At 71.2% G+C, this 22,147-nt stretch carries 20 protein-coding genes; 3 read left to right on the top strand and 17 right to left on the bottom strand.

What is annotated here, in order from left to right; genetic code table 11:
* Positions 1-23 precede the first annotated feature (23 nt).
* The 3 genes from recO to leuA all read right to left on the bottom strand — a co-directional run bounded on the left by recO (position 24) and on the right by leuA (position 3,676).
* Positions 24-770, bottom strand: a complete 747-nt coding sequence (gene recO / locus ACF1B9_RS11870) for a DNA repair protein RecO (RefSeq protein WP_391740786.1) — start codon at positions 768-770, stop codon at positions 24-26.
* A 191-nt stretch (positions 771-961) separates the two neighbouring features.
* Complete coding sequence (locus ACF1B9_RS11865; RefSeq protein ID WP_391740787.1) at positions 962-1,639, bottom strand: TerB family tellurite resistance protein; 678 nt, start codon at positions 1,637-1,639, stop codon at positions 962-964.
* Between the two features lie 240 nt (positions 1,640-1,879).
* A complete protein-coding gene (gene leuA, locus ACF1B9_RS11860; protein WP_391740788.1) occupies positions 1,880-3,676 on the bottom strand; it encodes a 2-isopropylmalate synthase in 1,797 nt (598 codons plus the stop codon).
* A gap of 294 nt (positions 3,677-3,970) precedes the next feature.
* Between leuA and ACF1B9_RS11855 the strand changes: the two genes are divergently transcribed.
* Together ACF1B9_RS11855 and ACF1B9_RS11850 are read left to right on the top strand one after the other, a co-directional pair.
* Positions 3,971-5,047, top strand: coding sequence for a M4 family metallopeptidase (locus tag ACF1B9_RS11855; RefSeq protein WP_391740789.1), 1,077 nt, complete (start codon positions 3,971-3,973; stop codon positions 5,045-5,047).
* A gap of 37 nt (positions 5,048-5,084) precedes the next feature.
* Complete coding sequence (locus tag ACF1B9_RS11850) at positions 5,085-5,351, top strand: protealysin inhibitor emfourin (RefSeq protein WP_391740790.1); 267 nt, start codon at positions 5,085-5,087, stop codon at positions 5,349-5,351.
* A gap of 53 nt (positions 5,352-5,404) precedes the next feature.
* Here the strand turns inward: ACF1B9_RS11850 and ACF1B9_RS11845 are convergent, their stop codons facing one another.
* The 9 genes from ACF1B9_RS11845 to ACF1B9_RS11805 all read right to left on the bottom strand — a co-directional run bounded on the left by ACF1B9_RS11845 (position 5,405) and on the right by ACF1B9_RS11805 (position 14,008).
* Entirely contained in the window at positions 5,405-6,433 is a 1,029-nt protein-coding gene (locus tag ACF1B9_RS11845) for a GTPase Era (RefSeq protein ID WP_361440290.1), read from the bottom strand.
* A gap of 62 nt (positions 6,434-6,495) precedes the next feature.
* Positions 6,496-7,440 carry a WxL protein peptidoglycan domain-containing protein gene (locus tag ACF1B9_RS11840; RefSeq protein WP_391741089.1) on the bottom strand — a complete coding sequence of 315 codons (945 nt, stop codon included), beginning with the start codon at positions 7,438-7,440 and terminating at the stop codon, positions 6,496-6,498.
* Between the two features lie 83 nt (positions 7,441-7,523).
* Entirely contained in the window at positions 7,524-8,816 is a 1,293-nt protein-coding gene (locus ACF1B9_RS11835; RefSeq protein WP_391740791.1) for a beta-xylosidase, read from the bottom strand.
* Positions 8,817-9,122: 306 nt separating this feature from the next.
* Positions 9,123-9,476, bottom strand: coding sequence for a cytidine deaminase (locus tag ACF1B9_RS11830; RefSeq protein WP_391740792.1), 354 nt, complete (start codon positions 9,474-9,476; stop codon positions 9,123-9,125).
* 88 nt (positions 9,477-9,564) lie between these two features.
* Complete coding sequence (locus ACF1B9_RS11825) at positions 9,565-9,918, bottom strand: MmcQ/YjbR family DNA-binding protein (RefSeq protein ID WP_391740793.1); 354 nt, start codon at positions 9,916-9,918, stop codon at positions 9,565-9,567.
* Positions 9,915-11,207, bottom strand: coding sequence for a hemolysin family protein (locus ACF1B9_RS11820; RefSeq protein ID WP_391740794.1), 1,293 nt, complete (start codon positions 11,205-11,207; stop codon positions 9,915-9,917). Before ACF1B9_RS11820 ends, ACF1B9_RS11825 begins: the two co-directional genes overlap by 4 nt.
* Positions 11,204-11,701 carry an rRNA maturation RNase YbeY gene (gene ybeY / locus ACF1B9_RS11815; protein ID WP_351079104.1) on the bottom strand — a complete coding sequence of 166 codons (498 nt, stop codon included), beginning with the start codon at positions 11,699-11,701 and terminating at the stop codon, positions 11,204-11,206. Before ybeY ends, ACF1B9_RS11820 begins: the two co-directional genes overlap by 4 nt.
* A 12-nt stretch (positions 11,702-11,713) precedes the next feature.
* Positions 11,714-12,742 carry a PhoH family protein gene (locus tag ACF1B9_RS11810; RefSeq protein WP_391740795.1) on the bottom strand — a complete coding sequence of 343 codons (1,029 nt, stop codon included), beginning with the start codon at positions 12,740-12,742 and terminating at the stop codon, positions 11,714-11,716.
* Between the two features lie 141 nt (positions 12,743-12,883).
* Complete coding sequence (locus tag ACF1B9_RS11805) at positions 12,884-14,008, bottom strand: carbohydrate kinase family protein (protein WP_391740796.1); 1,125 nt, start codon at positions 14,006-14,008, stop codon at positions 12,884-12,886.
* Positions 14,009-14,347: 339 nt separating this feature from the next.
* Here ACF1B9_RS11805 and ACF1B9_RS11800 point away from each other — a divergent pair, with 339 nt between their 5' ends.
* Entirely contained in the window at positions 14,348-15,706 is a 1,359-nt protein-coding gene (locus tag ACF1B9_RS11800; protein WP_391740797.1) for an MFS transporter, read from the top strand.
* Here the strand turns inward: ACF1B9_RS11800 and ACF1B9_RS11795 are convergent.
* The 5 genes from ACF1B9_RS11795 to ACF1B9_RS11775 form a co-directional block, all read right to left on the bottom strand.
* Positions 15,670-16,662, bottom strand: a complete 993-nt coding sequence (locus tag ACF1B9_RS11795) for an adenosine deaminase (protein ID WP_391740798.1) — start codon at positions 16,660-16,662, stop codon at positions 15,670-15,672. The genes ACF1B9_RS11800 and ACF1B9_RS11795 overlap by 37 nt on opposite strands.
* Positions 16,663-16,752: 90 nt before the next feature.
* Positions 16,753-17,661: a ribonuclease Z gene (locus ACF1B9_RS11790; RefSeq protein ID WP_391740799.1), complete on the bottom strand. Its 909-nt coding sequence runs from the start codon at positions 17,659-17,661 to the stop codon at positions 16,753-16,755.
* 18 nt (positions 17,662-17,679) lie between these two features.
* On the bottom strand, positions 17,680-18,039 hold the full coding sequence (locus tag ACF1B9_RS11785) for a histidine triad nucleotide-binding protein (RefSeq protein WP_391740800.1): 360 nt from the start codon (positions 18,037-18,039) through the stop codon (positions 17,680-17,682).
* Between the two features lie 143 nt (positions 18,040-18,182).
* Positions 18,183-21,449 (bottom strand): S41 family peptidase, encoded by a 3,267-nt coding sequence (locus ACF1B9_RS11780; RefSeq protein ID WP_391740801.1) that lies wholly within the window; start codon positions 21,447-21,449, stop codon positions 18,183-18,185.
* Between the two features lie 80 nt (positions 21,450-21,529).
* Positions 21,530-22,063: a hypothetical protein gene (locus ACF1B9_RS11775; RefSeq protein WP_391740802.1), complete on the bottom strand. Its 534-nt coding sequence runs from the start codon at positions 22,061-22,063 to the stop codon at positions 21,530-21,532.
* Positions 22,064-22,147 lie beyond the last annotated feature (84 nt).

Genomic DNA, 22,147 nt, shown 5'->3' with positions numbered 1-22,147 from the left:
TCCCTCTGCCTGATCTGCCTGTGTCAATTCTCTACGTACCGCAGTGAGCGCAGTCCGCGCTCCAGATGCCAGTGCAGATAGGCGGACACCAGTCCGCTCCCCTCCCTGGCATGACGCGCCTCGCACGCGTCCGCTGTCTCCCAGTCGCCGGTGAGCAGCGCGCTCAACAGGGTGACGGCCTCAGCCGAGGGTACGACGCTGCCGGGTACCCGGCAGTCGCCGCATATGACGCCGCCCGCCGCGACGGAGAAGAACCGGTTCGGTCCGGGCATTCCGCACTTCGCGCAGTCCTCGAAGCTGGGTGCGTAGCCGTTGACGGCGAGCGACCGCAGCAGGAAGGCGTCGAGGATGAGATGCGGGTCGTGTTCGCCGCGGGCGAGGGTGCGCAGCCCTCCGACGAGCAGCAGGTACTGCTGGACCGCGGGCTCGCCCTCGTGGTCGGTGAACCGTTCGGCGGTCTCCAGCATCGCGGTGCCCGCGGTGTAGCGGGCGTAGTCGGTGACGATGCCGCCGCCGTACGGGGCGATCGTCTCGCTCTGGGTGCAGAGCGGCAGGCCGCGGCCGATCAGTTCGCTGCCCCGGGCGAAGAACTGCACGTCCACGTGGGAGAAGGGTTCCAGCCGTGCCCCGAACTTGGACTTCGTGCGCCGCACGCCGCGGGCGACGGCCCGCACCCGGCCGTGGCCACGGGTCAGGATCGTGATGATCCGGTCGGCCTCGCCCAGCTTCTGCGTGCGCAGCACCACGCCGTCGTCCCGGAACAAGCTCATGCGTCCATTGTCCGGTACGGGGAGGGCTCATGGGGCCCGCCCCCCGGGCCGGGGCCGCCCAGGGGCTTTCCGTTCGGATCAGACCTGATCAGGGACCCCTACTGCCCGTCCGCCCCCGCCCGCGGCCGCTACGACCAGCCCCGATTCGTACGCGACGATCGTCGGCTGGGCCCGGTCGCGGGCGCCGACCTTCAGGAGGGGGTGCGCGCAGCCGCCGCGAGCAGTCGGGCGGTGTCCTCGGGGCAGAGCTGCAGCGCCCCGCCGACCATGGTCAGCACCTCGCGCTCCGCCTGCCCGTACGGGCCGTCGGCGAGTGCGATCCTGGCCCCCTGCAGCAGGATCGATTCGCGTCCGGCGGGGGCCAGGTGCGGGGCGAGGGGTTCCAGTGCCTCGTGCAGTTCGATGGCGAGGGCCGCGCCGCAGGCCTCGGCCGCCGGGTCGAAGGCGGCGCCGTGGCCGATGTCGGCGGCGAGGACCTCGACGACGGTGGAGAGCTGTTCCTCCGTGCAGTCGTCGAATCCGGCGTCGCGCACGAGGGCGGCCGCGGCCTCCAGGGCCGTGCGGGAGGCGGTGCCACCGGCCGCGAGGACGCCGAGCGCGACCGTGTGGACGGCGTCCCGGAGCATCGCGGAGAACCGGGTGGTGGTGGGGTGGTCCAGCACGTCGGTGTCGAACCGGTCCTGGCAGGCGGCGCATTCGACGACCGGTCCCGTGGTGCCGCGCCGCACCATCGGCACGCCGAGCACCGCGAAACGGCGACGGCCGGTGAGCCGACGGTAGTTGCGGTCGCCGCCGCAGCCGGGGCAGAAGAACTCCCCGTCCCCGACGGTGTCCCAGATGGTGCGGATGCCGCAGATACGCAGCTTCATGGCGCGTTGTCCCCGGGCTGACCGCACGTCGCACACCTCCGTAACTCCCCCGTAGCCCTGACGGCACGGGGGTGCCCTCTCCGGCAACATTGCCGTGTGGACGTGATGTTAACCACAGTCACGATGTGGCGTCAGCACCTCGGTCGTCACAACCGCCGGAGATGGCCGAGAACCCCGCCCCCCGGATGCGGGTGGACGGGGTTCTCGGCCGTGCGGCTTCATGCCCTTTCGGGCACCGGGTCAGCGGGTGGCGCGGTTGACGGCGGAGACGACCGCCTTCAGCGAGGCACGCGTGGTGTTGGCGTCGATGCCGATGCCCCACAGGACCCTGCCGTCGATCGCGCACTCGATGTACGAGGCGGCCTGGGAGCTGGCGCCCTCGCTCATGGTGTGCTCGGTGTAGTCCAGCAGGCGGGCATCGATGCCGATGGCCTGCAGCGCTTCGAAGAACGCGGAGATCGGGCCGTTTCCGGTACCGGTCAGCACGGTGTCCGTGCCGTCCACGGTCGCCTCGACGGTGATGGTGTCCCGGCCGTCGGAGCCGGTCGTGGTCTGACCGGAGCGGATCTGCACGCGACCCCACTGAGCCGCAGCGTTGTCCGGGTTCGGCAGGTACTCGTCCTGGAACGTGGACCAGATCTGCGTCGGCGTGACCTCGCCGCCCTCGGCGTCGGTCTTGGCCTGAATGATCCGGGAGAACTCGATCTGCATCCGGCGCGGCAGGTCCAGCTTGTGGTCGTTCTTCAGGACGTAGGCGATTCCGCCCTTGCCGGACTGCGAGTTGACCCGGATGACGGCCTCGTAGCTGCGGCCGACGTCCTTCGGGTCGATCGGCAGGTACGGCACCGCCCACTCGATGTCGTCGACCGTCGTGCCCCGGGCGGCCGCGTCGGCCTCCATGGCGTCGAAGCCCTTCTTGATGGCGTCCTGGTGGGAGCCGGAGAAGGCGGTGTAGACCAGGTCGCCCGCGTAGGGGTGGCGCGGGTGGACCTCCATCTGGTTGCAGTACTCGCTGGTGCGGCGGATCTCGTCGATCTGCGAGAAGTCGATCTGCGGGTCGACGCCCTGCGAGAACAGGTTCATGCCCAGGGTGACCAGGTCGACGTTGCCGGTGCGCTCGCCCTGGCCGAACAGACAGCCCTCGATCCGGTCCGCACCGGCCATGATGGCCAGTTCGGCGGCGGCGACGGCGGTGCCGCGGTCGTTGTGCGGGTGGACCGACAGGCAGACGAACTCGCGGCGCGACAGGTTGCGCGACATCCACTCGAACCGGTCCGCGTGCGTGGAGGGGGTCGAACGCTCCACGGTGGCGGGCAGGTTGAGGATGATCTCGCGGCCCTCCTCCGGCTGCCAGACGTCACAGACCGCCTCGCAGACCTCCAGGGCGAAGTCCAGCTCGGTGTCGGTGAAGATCTCGGGGCTGTACTGGTAGCCGAAGATCGTCTCCGGGCCCAGCAGCTTCTCCGCGTACTCCATGACCAGCCGGGTACCGTCCACGGCGATCTGCTTGATGTCGTCCTTCGAGCCGCGGAAGACGACCCGGCGGAAGGTGGGCGCCGTCGCGTTGTACAGGTGCACGGTCGCGCGGTGGGCGCCGACGAGGGACTCGACGGTCCGCTCGATCAGGTCCTCGCGGGCCTGCGTCAGGACGGAGATCGTCACGTCCTCGGGGATCGCACCCTCTTCGATGATGGAGCGGACGAACGCGAAGTCGGTCTCGCCGGAGGACGGGAACCCGACCTCGATCTCCTTGTAGCCCATGCGTACGAGCAGATCGAACATCTCGCGCTTGCGGGCCGGCGACATCGGGTCGATCAGGGCCTGGTTGCCGTCGCGCAGATCGGTGGAGAGCCAGCGGGGCGCGACGGTGATCCGGTTGTCCGGCCAGGTGCGGTCGGGGATCTCGACGGCCTCGTACCGGCCGTACTTGTGGATGGGCATCCCGGACGGCTTCTGCAGCTGAGTGGCGTTGGTGATCGGCGTCGGGCGTCCGACAGCGTTCCCGGCGGGGGTCTGAGCGGGATGTGCGGCGGTCATGGCGTACGGCTCCTCGGGGTCCAACCAATGAGACGGCCGACTGTGTCGCTGCAGCACCAGACTCCGCGGGGAGGGGGTCGGCCTACGACTACAGGCCCTCGCCGCGGCAGCTAAGAAGAAGCAGCCCGAAACGCATGATGCGACGAGACTAACCGAGAGGCGCCTGATGCGTCCGTCCCGTATCAGTATGCGGGACCGGGCGCCAGAAACGCCCAAGAGTGATCGATCACTCCATTTCGTCAATCCTGGTCGCAACCAGTGACATGACCGTTACCCGGTGCCACAGTCGGCTGTATGCAGCCTCAGTCTCAGCACGGGTTCCGCCCCGTCTTCTGCACCATCGTGCCGCCCCATGTCCTCGACAAGCTGTCGCAGTCCGACAACCCCGACCTCGCGGGTCCCGCCCGCCGCACCCTGGAGAGCGACGCCGCCCGCCGCACACGCCGCCAGATGGCCACGGTCGTCACCCTGCCCGTCGCCCCCGCGGCCGAGGGGGAGGCGTCCGACAAGCCCGACCGGACGCTGTACGACTGCCGTCACCGCACACAGTTGCCCGGCACCAAGGTCCGCGCCGAGGGCCAGGAGCCGACGAAGGACGCGAGCGTCAACCGGGCGTACGCGGGACTCGGCGCCACCTTCGAACTGCTGCTCAAGGCGTACGGCCGCCGTTCGATCGACGGCAACGGGCTCCCGCTGATCGGTTCCGTGCACTACGACGAGAAGTACAACAACGCCTTCTTCGACGGCGAGCAGATGGTCTTCGGCGACGGGGACGGGGAGATCTTCCTGGACTTCACCGTCGCCATCGACGTGATCGCCCACGAACTGACGCACGGCCTGACCCAGTACACCGCCAATCTGAGCTACTACGGCCAGTCCGGCGCGCTCAACGAATCGATGTCCGACGTCTTCGGTTCCCTGGTCAAGCAGTACTCGCTGGGCCAGAGCGCCGACCGGGCCGACTGGCTGATCGGCGCCGGACTGCTGGCCCCCGGTGTCCGGGGCGAGGCGTTGCGTTCGATGAAGGCACCGGGAACGGCGTACGACGACGACGTGCTCGGCAAGGACCCGCAGCCCGCGTCGATGGAGGACTACATCCGCACCGGCGAGGACAACGGCGGCGTGCACCTCAATTCCGGCATCCCGAACCGGGCGTTCTATCTCCTGGCGACGGCCCTCGGCGGCAATGCGTGGGAACGCGCCGGGCAGCTCTGGTTCGATGTGCTCACAGGTGGTCGACTGGCCGTGGACGCGGACTTCGCGTCCTTCGCCCGGCTGACCGTGGCCGCGGCACGCAGCCGCTTCGGAGAGGGCGACGAGGCGGAGGCCGTCCTGAAGGCATGGTCGGAGGTGGGCGTACCGACCGCGTAGGGCATTTCCCGGCCCGTCCGGCGATGGAGGACACCGCATGCGGATTCAGGTCAGCAGGACCGGCGGCTTCGCCGGCATCGCACGCCATGGCGAGGTCGACACCGCCGGGCGGGCCGACGCCGCGGAGTGGGAGGCACTGGCGCGCTCGGCGCTCGTCTCGGGCCACGACACCCCGCCCCGCGGCGTTCCGGACGGTTTCCGGTACCGGATCACGGTCGGTGACCGGACCATCCACTGCGCGGACCCCCGGCTGACCGACGCCCAGCGCGCACTGATCTCACGCGTCCTGAAGGAGGGCGCGTGAGACGGGCGCGCGCCTGGGCCGCGGCCGGAACGCCGGTGTGTCCCTGACCCGGGTCAGAACCCGAGCTTGCGCAGCTGTTTCGGGTCGCGCTGCCAGTCCTTGGCCACCTTCACGTGCAGGTCCAGGAAGACCGGCGTGCCGAGCAGTGCCTCGATGTGCTTGCGCGACTTCGTGCCGACGTCCTTCAGCCGCTTGCCCTTCGGGCCGATGATGATGCCCTTCTGGCTGGGGCGCTCGATGTAGACGTTGGCATGGATGTCGAGCAGCGGCTTGTCCGCCGGGCGGTCCTCGCGCGGCAGCATCTCCTCGACGACCACCGCGATGGAGTGCGGCAGCTCGTCCCGTACGCCTTCGAGCGCGGCCTCGCGGATCAGCTCCGCGACCATGACCATCTCGGGCTCGTCGGTGAGGTCGCCCTCCGGGTAGAGCGGCGGGCTCTCGGGCAGCAGCGGGGCGATCAGATCGGCCAGCAGGTCCACCTGGCCGGCCCCTCTCCCACCACCGCCCTTGTTCGAGGGACTGCGTCCCGCCTCCTGCTCCGCCTTCACCGCGGAGACCGGAATGATCTCGGCCCACTCGAAGCCGAGCTCCTCACCGAGGCGGGAGACGGCGAGCAGCTGTTCGGCGAGCTGCTTGGAGTCGACCAGGTCGGTCTTGGTGATGACAGCGATCTTCGGGGTCTTCTTGATGCCGGCGAGTTCCTTGACGATGTACTTGTCGCCGGGGCCCAGCTTCTGGTCGGCCGGCAGGCAGAAGCCGATGACGTCGACCTCGGCCCACGTGGTGCGCACGACGTCGTTGAGACGCTCGCCGAGCAGGGTGCGCGGCTTGTGGAGGCCCGGGGTGTCGACCAGGATCAGCTGCGCGTCCTCGCGGTGCACGATGCCGCGCACGGTGTGCCGGGTGGTCTGGGGCCGATTGGAGGTGATCGCCACCTTCTGGCCGACCAGAGCGTTCGTGAGGGTGGACTTGCCCGCGTTGGGGCGGCCCACGAAGCAGGCGAAACCGGCCCGGTGCGGGGCGTTGTTCGCAGCCTGCTGTGCAGCGGCTTCTGTGTCAGGTCGAACGCTCATGGCGCCCATTGTCCCCGATCCCGGCGGCCCCGCCGTACCAAGGGGCGCGCCGGGGCCTGTCGCGCGTCGCCTCAGGCCGTGCCGGTACGGCTCCGACGGGCCCGGATCCACAGTCCCGCGCCCGCGCCGACGATCACCAGCAGGATCCCGGCCATCAGCCAGGGCAGGGCGAAGTACCCGACGGCGGCGGACTCGCGGGTCTCGCGGGCGCTCGCGGTCACCTCGATCTCGCCCCATTCCAGCTGGGGCGCGTCCGCCCACTGCTCGGTGAGCCGGACCTGCTGGCGGGGCAGCAGCTCGGAGGGGATCTTCTTCAGGTCGCGGGCGAGCAGGGTGCGGCCGAAGAGGCCCTCGGCCCTGAGGGCGACCTTGGGGTTGAGGGTGACGTTGCCCCGGTTGTGGAGCGTGTACGAGATCACGGCCCGGCTCTTCCCGGTGCCCGGGACCAGTGGCTGGGTGTGTTCGACCTTCACGTCGTCGACGGAGAGCGCGGGCATGGTCGGCCCGTTCACCCGCAGGTAGATGCGGGCACCGACCGCCTTGCGGATGCCGACGGCGACGGCCCCCGCGTCGGCGGGGTCGATGCGTTCGTCGAGGGCGACGAGGGCGCCGGGGTGGTCGCCCGGCTCGGCGTCCTCGGGGACGGTGATGGTGACCGGCACGGTGACCGAGCCGTGCGCCCGAACCGTGATCCGGTCGCGGTCGGTCTTCGCCCAGGCGCCGACCGAGCGCTGTCTCTCGTTCTGTGCACGGACGGCGAAGCCTCCGTCGCGCGGGGTGTTGTAGGCGTCGGCGGCGTACAGCCGGAAGGTCTGCGGCCGGTCCGTCTTGTTGGTGACGGTGACCCGGTCGTCGAGCGTGGCGCCGGGGTCGGCGGAGAGGTAGAAGTACGGGCGCTGACCGGCCCGGGCGGTGGCCGGGTAGACCGACCAGCTGCCGTTGTCCGCGGCGTGGACGGCGGGGGCGCCGGTCAGCAGCAGGGCGCCGGCCAGGAGGAGTACGGACAGCTTGCGCACGGTGCGGGACCCCCGGGTGGTCGTGTGGTCGGTGGTCCGGGCGGGTGCGCGCCCGGTCCACCGGATCGGTCGGGGCTGCTCGGTCACGCGAGGGTGAGGGTGAGCACGCCGGAGTACGCGCCGGGGGCGGTGTACGCCGGTACGTTCAGCGCGAGCCGGGCGTCGACGGTGAACTCGCCGCCGGTGAAGGTCCCGTTCGGCGTGGACGCCAGCGTGGCGCCCGCGCTGCCGACCGGCCCCTGGGAACCGGCCGCACAGGTGCTGGGACTTCCGGCCTTCGTCGCGCAGACCGGGGTCCAGCCGAGTTCGGACGCCCCGATCGTGGCGCCGCCGGGGCCCTTGAAGTCGGTGACCTTTCCGGTCAGGGACCAGCCGGCGGGCCCGCCGCGGTAGTCCTCGACCGTCACCGTCTGCAGGGAGCCGCGGGAGGCACCGCCCCTGCCGAAGTCGACCGCCGACATCTCGACCGTGTCCCCGGCCTGGACCATGGACAGCGTGCCCGCCTTCACGGACGCGTCGAGCCGCTGGCTGCCGTCCGGGATCCCGCCGCCGCCCCCGGTGACGGTGTAGGCCTGCGGGCCCGCGCCCTTGGCCGCGTCCCAGCCACCGCCCTCGTAGGCGACGATGCCGGTGGTCGCCGGATCGTTGACGGTGAGCCGGCCGCTGAAGCGGCCGGAGCCGTCCGCCTTGACGGTGGCCGTGTCGGCGGTCTGCTTGTCCCCGGCCCGGCCCGCCAGCGTGATGTCCGCGCCCGCGGTGAACTTCGACCCGGTCACGGTGACCGCGTCGCCCGCCTTGCCGGATGCCGCGCCCAGCTGGATGGCACGCTCGTTGACCTGGCCGCCGCCGTCCGTCGCGAGGATCGTCTCGGAGACGGGGGCGGGCGGATCCGTCACCGTGCAGGGGGTGTCCAGCTCCATGATGTAGCTGGTGTGGATGTTGTAGTCACCGGGCGACAGCGTGATCTGTCCTGGCGCGGTGACCGTGAACGTGCCGGTCATCGAGAACGAAGGGAAGTCGCCCTTGCCGGGTACCGGGGCGTTCTTCTTCGGGCCCGCGACGGTGATGCTCGCGGACTGCGCGCCGCCGACGGTGACCTTGCCGGTCGGCGTCATGATGTCGGCGGGCAGGGCCAGATCGACCGGGTTGCCCGCGGCGGGCTTGACGACGGTGTACGTGACCGTGACGGTGTCGCCCACCGTGGGTGCGGCGTTGTCGACGGTGATCTCGGCCTTGGTCGGCCCGTCGATCGGCGGGAGGCCCGCGATGGCCGGCGGGATGCAGTGGGTGGGGAAGTCCACCGGCACGGAGGCCGTCACCATGGCCTGCGCGGGGCCCGCGAGTCCCCCGCCCCCGGCCACGACGAGCGCGCCCACGCCCAGCGCGGCACCCCAGCGACGGCTGCGCCCGGAACGTCTTCGCGCGCCGGATCTTCGCATGCTGATGCTTCGAACGGTCGGACGCATGGAGCCCCCTCCTGCCGGATGCGGCGCAGCGGCTCTTCTGCGCCGACAGGGGGCCCATTGACGACTCCGGCCGAAAAGAAGTCAATGGAAGCGAAACGCACCGACTGATGGACCATCAGATGGTGTCAAGATCCGCGTTCCTCCCACCTGATGGGCGAACGCCCCGCACCGGCGGGGTGCGGGGCGTTCGCACGCCAGGTGCGGATCCTGTCGCCGTCAGCCCGCCGTCACGCTGACCCGCAGCACGCCGTCGGGCCCGGCGAGCAGGACCGGGGTGTCCGGGCCGCCCAGGTCCCGTACCGCGGCGCGGTCCGCGTCCGACGGGGTCTGCGCCTCGGAGACGACCGCGGCCGCCTCCAGCGACGTGGCGCCGCTGGCCACGGCCATCGCCACGGCGGTCTGCAGGGCGCTGAGCTTCAGCGACTCCAGTCGGACGGTGCCCGCGACATACGTCCGTCCGGTCTCGTCCCGTACGGCCGCGCCCTCCGGCACGCCGTTGCGGGCACGGGCGCTGCGCGCCAGCGTGACGATCTTGCGGTCCTCGGGGCCGAGGTCGGTGCTCTCAGTCATGTGCCGAGCATACGAACCGAAGGGCCCGTTCCCCGCCCCGCCCCTTCCCGTGACCGACTGCGCGCCGAAGGCCCCGCCCCGCAGCGTCCTACGCCCGGTCCAGTCGCAGCCGTTCCGCCTTCGGCAGGCCCGCCACCACCAGGTCGTAGGAGTCCTCGATGAGCTCACGGAGCACCTGGTCCGGCACCCCGGACACCGTCACCGTGTTCCAGTGCCGCTTGTTCATGTGCCAGCCGGGCACCACCGCGTCGTACTCCTCGCGGAGCCGCACCGCCTCGTCCGGATCGCACTTGAGGTTCACCGTCAGCGGACGCGCGTCCAACGTGCTGAGCGCGAACATCTTGCCGAGCACCTTGAAGACGGACGCCTCCGGCCCGAACGGGAACTCCTCGACGCTCGCGTTGAACTCCAGGCAGAAGGCCCTCAGCTGATGCGGAGTCACCCCTCCTCCAACCTCTCCGGCTCCACGGGCTCCACCAGCACCGTGACAATCTTGTTCCGGCGCCCCGCCGGGGACTCCGCGGTCAGCCGGATCCGGCGGCCGTCGGGCAGGTCGACCGGCGAGGAAGCACCGGCGATCGGAACCCGTCCGAGCGCCTTCGCGAGAAGACCGCCGACCGTCTCCACGTCCTCGTCGTCGAACTCGTCGAGGCCGAACAGCTCCCCCAGGTCGCCGATGTCGAGGCGAGCGGTCACCCGGAAGCAGCCGTTCTCCAGCTCCTGGACCGGCGGGAGTTCACGGTCGTACTCGTCGGTGATCTCGCCGACGATCTCTTCGAGGATGTCCTCGATGGTGACGATGCCCGCGGTGCCGCCGTACTCGTCGATCACGACGGCGACGTGGCTGCGCTCCTGCTGCATCTCGCGCAGGAGATCGCCGGCGTTCTTCGTGTCGGGCACGAACGCCGCCGGCCGCATCGCCGTGGAGACCAGATCGGCCTCCGACTCGCGGTTGATGTGCGTCTTGCGGACCAGGTCCTTGAGGTACACGATGCCGACGATGTCGTCCTCGTTCTCCCCGGTGACCGGGATCCGCGAGAAGCCGGAGCGCAGCGCCAGGGTCAGCGCCTGCCGGATCGTCTTGTAGCGCTCGATGCAGACCAGGTCGGTCCGAGGCACCATGACCTCGCGCACGAGCGTGTCACCGAGTTCGAAGACGGAGTGCACCATGCGGCGCTCCTCGTCCTCGATCAGCGACTCCGCCTCGGCGAGGTCGACCAGCGCCCGCAGTTCGGCCTCGCTGGCGAACGGTCCCTTGCGAAACCCCTTGCCGGGCGTCAGCGCGTTGCCGATGAGGATCAGCAGCTGCGGAATCGGGCCCATGACCCTGGCCAGCGGCAGCAGCACGTAGGCGGCGGCGGTGGCCGTGTTCAGCGGGTGCTGGCGGCCGATGGTGCGCGGTGACACGCCGATGGCGACATAGGAGACGAGGACCATCACGGCCATCGCGACGGCCAGCGCCTCCCAGGTCTGCGGGAACTCCTTCAGACAGGCGTAGGTGACGAGCACACCGGCCGACATCTCGCACGCGACCCGCACCAGCAGGGCGACGTTGAGATACCGGGTCGGATCGGCCGCGACCTGTTCGAGCTTCTGACCGCCGCGCCGCCCGGAGCGGACGGCCTCGGCGGCCCGGAAGCTGGACACGCGGGCGATGCCCGCCTCCGCGCAGGCCGCCAGCCAGCCGACGACGACCAGCAGAACGGCACCGAGGACGAGAGGAACGCTCACGAGACGGTGGGCGCGGGCGAGGGACCGGTCAGGCCGCGCTCGGCGCGCCAGCCGTCCACGATCGCGGCCTGGAGGCCGAACATCTCGGCCTTCTCGTCCGGCTCCTCGTGGTCGTACCCGAGGAGATGCAGCACTCCGTGGACGGTGAGGAGCTGGAGCTCCTCGTCCATGGAGTGCCGGGTCTCCGCGTCCTCGCCCTGCTTCTTGGCGACCTCCGGGCAGAGCACGATGTCACCGAGGAGCCCCTGCGGGGGCTCCTCGTCGTCCTTGGACGGCGGACGGAGTTCGTCCATCGGGAAGGACATGACATCCGTCGGCCCCGGCAGGTCCATCCACTGGATGTGGAGCTGCTCCATGGCGTCGGTGTCCACCACGATCACCGAGAGTTCGGACAGCGGGTGGATCCGCATCCGTGCGAGCGCGTAGCGGGCGATGTCGAGGATCGCCTGCTCGTCGACCTCGGTTCCGGACTCGTTGTTGACGTCGATCGACATGGTGCGGCGCGACTACTTCCCGTTGTGGCTGTCTCGGTTGTCGTACTTCTCGTACGCGTCGACGATACGGCCGACGAGCTTGTGCCGGACGACATCCTGGGAGGTGAGCCGGGAGAAGTGCACGTCCTGGATGCCTTCGAGGATGTCCTGGACCTGGCGCAGACCGCTCTTGGTCCCGTTCGGCAGGTCGACCTGGGTGACGTCACCGGTGACGACGATCTTCGAATCGAAGCCGAGCCGGGTCAGGAACATCTTCATCTGCTCGGCGCTGGTGTTCTGCGCCTCGTCGAGGATGATGAACGCGTCGTTGAGCGTGCGGCCACGCATGTAGGCCAGCGGCGCGACCTCGATCGTGCCCGCCGCCATCAGCCGCGGGATCGAATCGGGGTCGAGCATGTCGTGCAGGGCGTCGTAGAGCGGACGCAGATACGGGTCGATCTTCTCGTAGAGCGTGCCCGGCAGGAAGCCGAGCCGCTCGCCCGCCTCGACGGCGGGCCGGGTCAGGATGATCCGGTTGACCTGCTTGGACTGCAGGGCCTGGACCGCCTTCGCCATGGCGAGATAGGTCTTGCCGGTACCCGCAGGGCCGATGCCGAAGACGACCGTGTGCTTGTCGATCGCGTCGACGTACCGCTTCTGGTTGAGCGTCTTGGGACGGATGGTGCGACCGCGGCTGGAGAGGATGTTCTGGGTGAGCACCTCGGCCGGCGTCTCCTGACCGTCCCCCTCGCCGCTCTCACTCGCCCTGAGCATCGCGATCGAGCGTTCCACTGCGTCCTCCGTCATCGGCTGACCGGTGCGGAGCACCAGCATCATCTCGTCGAACAGGCGCTGGATCAGGGCGACTTCCGTCGCGTCTCCGGCGGCGCTGACCTCGTTTCCCCGGACATGGATGTCGGCCGCCGGGAAGGCCGATTCGATCACGCGCAGCAGGGCGTCACCGGAGCCCAGGACGGTCACCATCGGATGCTTGGCCGGTACGGTGAACTGGGCTCGCGCCTGCCCCGGCGCCAGGGTCTGGGCTGTGGGTGTCTGAGTCATGGGCCGGCTCTGTGGCCTGCACATACCTCCTGTTGCAGGGTTCTCGCCGATCGACAACCTCTGGATAACCAAGCCTACGACTTGGCCACCGACAACACCGAGAGCTTTTTCGCACAGGGCTGCGAACACAACTGCCCCCGTTCAGGCCGGACGGCGGAAGCCGATCGTCGGGACGGCCCGGCGCAGCGGCCACGGCCTGGCGGCCGCGGGCAGCAGTTCCTCCAGGAACGCGTACCGCTGGAGCGCCGCGGGGTCCTGGTCCGCGAAGGTGCGCACCTGCTGCCACCAGGCGGCGATCTCCTCCCAGTCCGGTGCCGACAGCGAACCGCCGAACTCCTGCACCGAGAGCGCCGCGGTCAGTCCGGCGAAGGCCAGCCGATCGGCCAGCGGCCAGTCCGCCAGGGTGCCGGTGACGAAGCCGGCGACGAAGACGTCGCCCGCCCCGGTCGGGTCCAGCGCCTCGACCTCGATGGCGGGCACCTCGGCGCTCGCCCCGGTCGCCGCGTCCACCGCGTACGCGCCCTCCGAGCCCAGGGTGACCACGGCGAGCGGTACCCGTTCGGCCAGGGCGTGGGCGGCGGCGCGCGGGCAGTCGGTGCGGGTGTAGCGCATCGCCTCCTCGGCGTTGGGCAGGAACGCCTCGCAGTGTTCCAGGTCGGCCAGGGCGTCCAGGTCCCAGCGGCCGGTCTCGTCCCAGCCGACGTCGGCGAAGATCCGGGCACCGTTCCCGGCGGCCTTGGCGACCCAGGGCTCGCTGCGCCCGGGGACGAGCGAGGCGATGGCGGCCCGCGCGCGGGGCGGACAGCGCGGGAAGACGGACTCCTCGGCCGGGAGCAGGGCGCCGAGGGTTCTTTCGGGGCCCGGGGCCTCGTGGCCGTGCGAGACCATCGTCCGTTCGCCCTCGTACGCCATGGAGACGGTCACCGGTGAGTGCCAGCCGGGGACGGTGTGCGACATGGACAGGTCGATGCCCTCGCCCTGCTCCAGGGCGTCCCAGCAGTACTCCCCGTAGTGGTCGTCGCCGAACGCCGCTGCCAGTGAGGTGTGCAGGCCCAGCCGTGCGAGCGCGGTGGCCATGTTCGCGACCCCGCCGGGGCTGGAGCCCATGCCGCGCGCCCAGGACTCGGTACCGCGCACCGGGGCGCTGTCCAGGCCGGTGAAGATGATGTCGAGGAAGACCGTGCCGGTGAGGAAGACGTCGCAGTCCGGGTCCTGCGGGGCACGCAGCCCGTCCAGTGGGTCGATGGCTGGAATGTCCGTGCTCACCTTGCGCTCCCCGGTCGTGGCAGATGCGGCCAGTGTGCCCGATCCGCTCCTGTATCCGGAGGGTCCGCGCCGCCCCGTCCCCGGGGCTCGCGCCGGCTCCTCACCCAAGGGTTCTGACCTGCGCAAATATGAGCGTCTACCCGAGCACTCAAAGCGTAAACACATATGTGACTCAGATCACACTGAAGCGGCTTTCGGTGGGCTGGGCGCAGTTGATACAAATTGGCCCGCGAGCCCCGTTGGCGGCAGTTGCCGACGCGTGCACCGTCTCCCCCTGTATGTCCCGCATTGCCCTCCCCTGCCTTCTCTGCCTCCTTCGGCATGTCTTCAGGAACGCCCATGTCCTCGCGCCCTCGCGCCGCGTGGCCCCTGGTCGCCGTGTTCACCGCCGGTTACCTCGCCGCCTATCTGCTCCCCACCATCGTCGGGCGGCTCTCCGTCCATCTGGGCCTCAGTACCGCCCAGGCCGGGCTGGTGGGCAGCGCCCTGCTGGTGAGCTCGGCCACGGCCGGATTCACGCTGGCGGGCCGGGTCGAGACGTACGGGCCGCGGCGCCCGGCGCGGATCGGGCTGGTGCTGGCCATGGCGGGGTACGGCTGCGCCGCGCTGGCGGGCTCCGTGCCGTTGGTGGTCATGGGCGCGATGATCGGCGGCTTCGGCTCCGGTACGGCCACCGCCGTGGCCGCCGCGGGCATCGCGGCCCAGCGCGATCCGCACCGGACCTCGTCGCTCGGTCTGCTGAGCGTCTCCGCGACGGCGGGCGCCCTCTATCTGACGATCCCGCACCTCGGCGGCGGCCACCGGCTGCCGTTCGCCTCGATCGCCCTGGTCGCCCTGCTCGTCTGGCCCGCCACCGCACGGCTCGGCGGCCCCGCGCCCGGCGGTCCCGCGGCCCCCGTCGTCGGCCGGCTGCCGCACCGGCGCTCCGGTCTGGTGCTGGCGGGCGGCATGCTCGTCTGGTCCATGGCGCAGAACGCGCTGTGGGGCGTCAGCAGCCGGATCGGGGTGGTCCAGGCCGGTCTCTCCGAGGTCACCATCGGCGCGGTGTTCGCCGCCGCGCTCGGTGCGGGCCTGCTCGGTGTGATGGGCGCCGGGGTGCTGGGCGCCCGGCTCGGCCGGGCGGTGCCGATCGGTCTGGGCACCGTGGTCATCGCGGCGAGCATCGTGCTCAGCTCGTCGGCCGGGAGCCTCGGTTCGTTCGCGACCGGCGAGATCCTGTGGAACACCGTCTACCCGGTGGTCCTGTCGTACCTGATCGGACTGGCCGCTTCCCTGGACGTGCGGGGCCGCTGGGCGGTCCTCGCAGGTTCGGCCTCATCCGTCGGGGTGGCCTGCGGACCGGTCCTCGGCAGTGTGCTGTCCGAGCAGGCCGGCTACCCGGTCATGGGTCTGATCCTCGGCGCCGTCACACTCCTGGTCGCGGCCCCGGTCACGGCCGTCGCCCTGCACACCGGCGGCCGGCCGCTGGTGCCGGGATCGGTGCGGCGCAGGGGCGGTGCCCCGGCCGCGCTGCTCGCCGTCACCACCGGCGCGGTGCCCGGCGCCGTACCCAAGCTGGGCTCGCCCGAGCAGGCCGTCACGGAGATCAGCCTGCCCGCGCTGCGCCGCAGGCGCCCCGTCAGGAACGCGTTCCGCACGGCCGGCCCGTCCGGCGTGGCCGGTCAGTCGAACGCGTACGCCTCGACCTCGGAGAGATAGCGCGCCCTGCGCTCCTCGTCGTGGTCGAGGAAGGCCGCTTCGAAGGAGTTGCGGGCCAAGGTGCGCAGCTGCTCGTGGTCCAGACCGAGCGCCTCGTGGACGGCGTGGAAGGTGTCCCCGACGTAGCCGCCGAAGTAGGCGGGGTCGTCGGAGTTCACCGTGCACAGCAGTCCGGCGTCCATCATGGCCCGCAGCGGATGCTCCTCCAGCGTGTCGATGGCGCGCAGCCGTACGTTGGACAGCGGGCACAGGGTGAGCGGCACCCGGTCGGCGACGAGCCGCCTCACCAGGTCCGCGTCCTCCATGCAGCGCAGCCCGTGGTCGATCCGCTCGACCCCGAGGACGTCCAGGGCCTCGCGGATGTACTCGGGCGGGCCCTCCTCACCGGCGTGGGCGACCTTGCGCAGCCCGAGCGCCCCGGCCGCCTCGTACACCTCGCGGAACTTGACGGGCGGATGCCCGACCTCCGCCGAGTCCAGGCCGACCGCGCTGATCCGGTGCAGATACGGCTTCGCGGCCTGAAGGGTCTGAAGCGCCGACTCGGCGGACTGGTCGCGCAGGAAGCACATGATCAGCTGGGTGGAGATGCCGTGCTTCTCCTCGCTGCGGTCCAGCGCCCGGCCGAGCCCCTCGACGACGGTGCCGATCGGGACGCCGCGGGCGGTGTGGGCCTGCGGGTCGAAGAAGATCTCCGCGTGCCGGACGCCCTGGGCCGCGGCGCGGGTGAGATACGCGTCGGCGAGCTGCTCGAAGTCCTCCTCGGTCCGGAGCACCGCCATCAGGGCGTAGTACAGATCGAGGAAGGTCTGCAGATCGTCGAAGAGATAGGCGGTGCGCAGCTCTTCGGTGTCCGCGTACGGCAGCGTCACGCCGTTGCGTTCGGCGAGCGCGAAGGCCAGCTCGGGTTCGAGGGTGCCTTCGATGTGGAGGTGGAGTTCGGCTTTGGGGAGGTGCACGGGTCTTTCACGCTCACAAAGGGTGGTGCTGATGTGTTCGCGGGTGCCGGTGGACACCCGTGTTCAGAGGTGGCGGGGCGGCCGCCCTGTTCAGAGGCGCCGGGTGGGTACGGGAACCCGGCCGAGGTCGCGGGCGACGGTCAGTTCGCCCTCGAACCCCGCGGCGCGGGCCTGCGTCTCGAAGACGGCCGGGTCGTCGTAGCGCTGCGAGAAGTGGGTCAGCACGAGGTGCCGTACGCCCGCGTCCCGGGCCACCCGGCCCGCCTGGCCGGCGGTCAGATGGCCGTGGTCGGTGGCGAGTCGTTCGTCCTCGTCGAGGAAGGTCGACTCGATGACCAGCAGATCGCATCCCTCGGCCAGCACGTGCACGCCGTCGCAGAGCCTCGTGTCCATGATGAACGCGAACCGCTGGCCCCGCCTGTGCTCGGAGACGTCGTCGAGCGTGACACCGCCGAGAGAACCCTCGCGCTGGATCCGGCCGACGTCGGGCCCCTTGATGCCGTGCTCGGCGAGTCTGGCGGGCAGCATGCGGCGTCCGTCGGGTTCGACCAGCCGGTAGCCGTACGACTCGACGGGGTGCGAGAGCCGGTGGCTGCTGAGCGTGTACGCGTCCGTGGCCGCGAGCACCCCGTCGGCCGCGACCGGGGCCTCGGTGAGCTCGACGGTCTCGCGGTAGGCGGTCGCGTACCGCAGCCGCTCGAAGAAGCGCTGCCCGCTCGCCGGGTAGTGCGCGGTGACCGGGTGCGGGACCTGGTCGAGGTTGATCCGCTGGATCACCCCGGCCAGGCCGAGCGAGTGGTCGCCGTGGAAGTGCGTGACGCAGATCCGGTCGATGTCGTGCGCGGCGACGCCGGCCCGCAGCATCTGGCGCTGGGTGCCCTCACCCGGGTCGAAGAGGATGCCCTCGCCGTCCCAGCGCAGCAGATAGCCGTTGTGGTTGCGGTGTCTGGTCGGGACCTGGCTGGCGGTGCCGAGGACCACGAGTTCGCGTACGGACACGGTGTGCGATCGACCGTTCTAGCCGGGGGGCCACTGCAGTCCGCGACCGCCCAGGACGTGGGCGTGCGCGTGGAAGACGGTCTGGCCGGCGCCGGAGCCGGTGTTGAAGACGACCCGGTAGCCGCTTTCCACGATCTTCTCGTCGGCAGCGACGTGGCCGGCCTCGCGCAGTATGTCGGCGGCGACCCCCGGCTCGGCCGCGGCGAGGGCGGCGGCGTCCGGGTAGTGGACGCGGGGGATGACGAGCACGTGGGTGGGGGCCTGAGGGTTTATGTCCCGGAAGGCGACGGTGGTGTCGGTCTCCCGGACGATGGTTGCCGGGATGTCACCCGAGACGATCTTGCAGAACAGGCAGTCGGGCTGCGGTTCTCCCGCCATGGGGTCGGCTCCTCGGTCGGTGGTGATCGTTGTACGGCATGGTATCGGGGCGCCGACGGCGGGCTCGTTCCCCGTACCGGGAAGGGGCGGGCGGGCTGACCTGCCGACCGCAGGCGCACTCGCCCCCCTCCCGCGTCCGCCCCCTACACCCCCGGCGGCTCCGGCGCCCGCTTCGCCGGCGTCTGTGCCAGCGACGCCAGTGCGATCCGGATCGCCTCGTCCAGTTGCGGATCGCGCCCCGCCGCGTGGTCCTGCGGCGTCATCACGACCTCGACATCGGGATCGACCCCGTGGTTCTCCACGCCCCAGCCGTAACCCTCGAACCAGAACGCGTACTTGGGCTGGGTGACCGACGTCCCGTCGACGAGCTGGTAGCGGCTGTCGATGCCGACCACCCCGCCCCAGGTACGCGTACCCACCACCGGCCCGATGCTCAGCGCCTTGATCGCGGCGTTCACGATGTCGCCGTCCGAGCCGGAGAACTCGTCGGCGACGGCCACCACGGGGCCGCGCGGCGCGTCCTCCGGGTAGCTGTACGGCCGCATCCCGCGCGGCATGTCCCAGCCGACGATGCGCCGGGCGAGCTTCTCCACGATCAGCTGCGAGGTGTGGCCGCCGCGGTTCTCGCGGACGTCCACGACCAGCCCCTCGCGGGCCACTTCGAGGCGCAGATCGCGGTGGAGCTGGGCCCAGCCCGAGCCGACCATGTCGGGCACATGGAGGTAGCCGAGGCGTCCGCCGGAGTGCTCGTGGACGTAGGCCCGCCGGTCGGCGACCCATGCGTGGTAGCGCAGCGCCTCCTCGTCGGCGACCGGCACGACGACGACATGGCGCGGGTAGCCGCCGTCCACCGGCGACACGGTCAGCTCGACCGGCTTGCCGGCCGAACCGGTGAGCAGCGGTCCGGGTCCGGTCACCGGGTCGACCGGCTGCCCGTCGACGGCGAGGATCGTGTCCCCGACGCGCACCGCCACCCCGGGTGCGGTCAGGGGCGACCGGGCCGCCGGGTCGGAGGTCTCGGAGGGCAGGATGCGGTCGATGCGCCAACTTCCTTCGTCCGTACGGGAGATGTTGGCGCCGAGCTGCCCCTGCCGGGTCGAGTCGTCGCGCCATCCGCCGGGCGGCGTCACATAGGCGTGCGAGGTGCCGAGCTCTCCCTGCACCTCCCACAGCAGGTCCACCAGGTCGTCGTGGGTGGCGACGCGCTCCAGCACCGGGCGGTAGCGGTCCAGGACTCCGTCCCAGTCGACACCGCCCATGTCGGGACGCCAGAAGTTGTCCCGCATGATGCGCCCGGCCTCGTCGTACATCTGACGCCACTCGGCGGCCGGGTCGAGGATCCGGCGGATCCGGGAGAGGTCGACGGTGACGCTGCTGTCGCCGTCGTGGTCGTCGTCACCGGCCGGTACGCGGCTGTCGGACGGCACGACGCGCAGCTTGCCCCGGGTCCGCAGGACGATCCGCTTGCCGTCGCCGCTGACCTCGAAACCGCCGACGTCCGAGGCGAGTTCCTCGCAGCGCAGCTTCTCCAGGTCGTACCGTTCCAGGACGGTCTCGGGCCGCCGGGAGTCGGGCGTGGCGCCGCTCGTGCCGAGCACCCCGGTCACCGGGTGGCTCAGCCACAGCAGCCCGTCCCTGGCGGCCCGCAGCGTGGAGTAGCTGGCGGCCTCGACGGGCAGCGGCACGATCCGCTCGGCGAGTCCTTCGAGGTCGATCCGGGTGACGGGCAGCGCGGTCGGGTTGTCCTCGCCGTCGCCGCCCTTCTCCTTCTCGGTCGGGCGGCCGTGGCGCTGCGGCCCGAACGGTGAGGGCGTGGTGGCGGCGAGCGTCAGCAGATGCGGACGGCAGGCGCCGATGAACGCCAGATCGAAGACGTGGGCGTCGTAGACCGGATCGAAGGACCGCTCCGAGAGGAACGCGAGGTGCTTGCCGTCGGTGGTGAACGCGGGGGCGAAGTCCCGGAAACGCAGCGGGGTGGCCTCGGCGACGGACAGATCCGCGAGGTGCGCGAGTTTGAGCTGTCTGAGCGGATCGGGTCCGGGGTGCGACCAGGCCAGCCAGGAGGAGTCGGGCGAGAAGACGAGCCCGGAGACGTCGCCGTGCTCGCTGCGGTCCACCTCGTGGACCTCACCGCTCTCCCGCTCGACGATCAGCACCCGTCCGTCGTGCGCGGCGACGGCGAACCGGCTGCCGTCCGGTGCCGCGGCGAGGTCGAGGACCCTGCCGATACGGCCTGCGGCGAGGCGACGCGGCACGGCGCCCGGTGCGGTGCCGGTGGCGGGGGCGCACTCCAGGGCGTCGTCGCCCTCGGCGTCGGTGACCCAGACGGCGTGCTGGTCGCCGTCCGCCTGGAAGGCGCGGGGCATCCTGGCCCGTACTCCCGGTTCGACGGCGAGCGCGCGGGCCGGGCCCTCGCGGTGGGTGACCCAGTGGACGGCACCGCGCGTCGCGACGGCACTGCCGCGTCCCGTACGGTCCGGGGACGCGGAGTCGAGGTGGCTGCCCGCGTGCACGGGGTGCGGCTGGAGGTCGGCGCGCTGGCCGCCGAGCCGGATGTCGAGTCGGCGGGGTTCGGCTCCTTCGAGGTCGTCCAGCAGCCAGAGTTCACCGGCGGAGGCGTAGCAGACGCGGGTGCCGTCGGTGGTCGCGTGACGGGCGTAGAAGCCTTCGATGCCGCTGTGGCGGCGCAGGTCCGAACCGTCGGGGAGCGAGGAGTAGAGCGCACCGACCCCTTCGTGGTCGGAGAGGAACGCGACCCGTTCCGACGTGCGCGACTCCGGTCGGCCGGCAAGGGCCCCGCCGCCCACCCACATCGGGGCTTCGATGTTCCCGTCGAGGTCCTCGTGCAGCCGTACGAACTCCGCCGGGCCGTCGCCCGCGCCCTCTGCCGCGATCCACAACTTGCCCGCGGTGCCGCCCCGGTAGCGCTTCCAGGTGGCGGCCTCGCGCCCCATCGTGGCCGAGAGCAGCAGGATCCGTCCGCCGGGCCCGTACGCGAGGGAGCCGACCGGCCCGTACGGCAGGGTCCGCGCGGGACCGCCGTCGACCGGGACGGCCCTGGCCCAGCTGCGCCGCATCGACGCCTGCCCCTGGGCGCTGATGACCAGCACGTCGCCCTCGGGCGTCCAGCCGCGGACGGAGGTCCGGGCGTCGCCCCAGTACGTGAGCCGCTCGGAGGGGCCGCCGTCGACCGGCGCGATGTGCACCTCCGGGGCCCCGTCCCGGGTGGACGTCCAGGCGACCCGGGTTCCGTCGGGAGATATCCGCGGGTTGGTGACCGGTCGGTTGTCGGCGCTGACGCGCCAGGCCCGGCCGCCGTCCAGCGGCGCCAGCCAGACATCGTCCTCGGCGGTGAAGGCGATCAAATCGCCCTGGACATGGGGGTATCGGAGGTAGGCAGGCTGCGTCACACCGATCAGCCTAGGCCGCGGGCGTGCTCCGCGGAACCGAGTTGGCCGGAGTCCGCCGGGTGGCCGCACAGCGGGCGCGATCACTTGCGCAGGGGCGTCTCGGTCACCGTGACCGTCACGGTGACCGTCGGCCGGGCGCCGCCGTTGCCGCCGCCGAGGGGCGGGTTCACGGCAACGGGCGACGGGACCGCGGTGCAGTTGCCGAGCACATCTGCCCGGAAGACGACCCTTCCGGCGGCCTTCCCGGTCAGGTCCCCACGCACACACCGCCCGTCGAGCGCCTCGGTCACCTGGCCGGCGATCGTGATGGCCTTGCCCTTGCCGGTCCTCCCGGTGCAGTCGACGTTTGCGCTCCGGCGCGCGGAGGCGGACGGCGACGCGCCCCCGATCCGGTCCCCCACGACGTCGGCCGTGCAGCTCAGCCACTGGACATCGACCCCGTTGCGCTCCAGGGCGCTGGTGCCGGTCCGGTCGGTGGTCACGGCGATGGATGCGGAGTTCAGCCCGCCCGCGGGTTCACAGGCCACGACACCTGCGACCGCCGCGCCCGCGAGTGCGGACGCGGCCAGAAAGCGACGGATACTTCCCTGACCCCATGCCCTTGATGTCCCCATACGGGCAGCTTCCCACCGTTCCCCCGCGGGGCGGTAGACGGCTTGCGGCCACACCGGGGGTGGCTCCGGCGCACGAAAGGGGGC

Origin of the sequence: Streptomyces sp. NPDC014727, from assembly GCF_043083485.1 — a bacterium.
GTDB lineage: Bacteria > Actinomycetota > Actinomycetes > Streptomycetales > Streptomycetaceae > Streptomyces.
The sequence above is the reverse complement of the archived record's forward strand: the minus strand, read 5'-3'. Positions and strand labels throughout refer to the sequence as shown.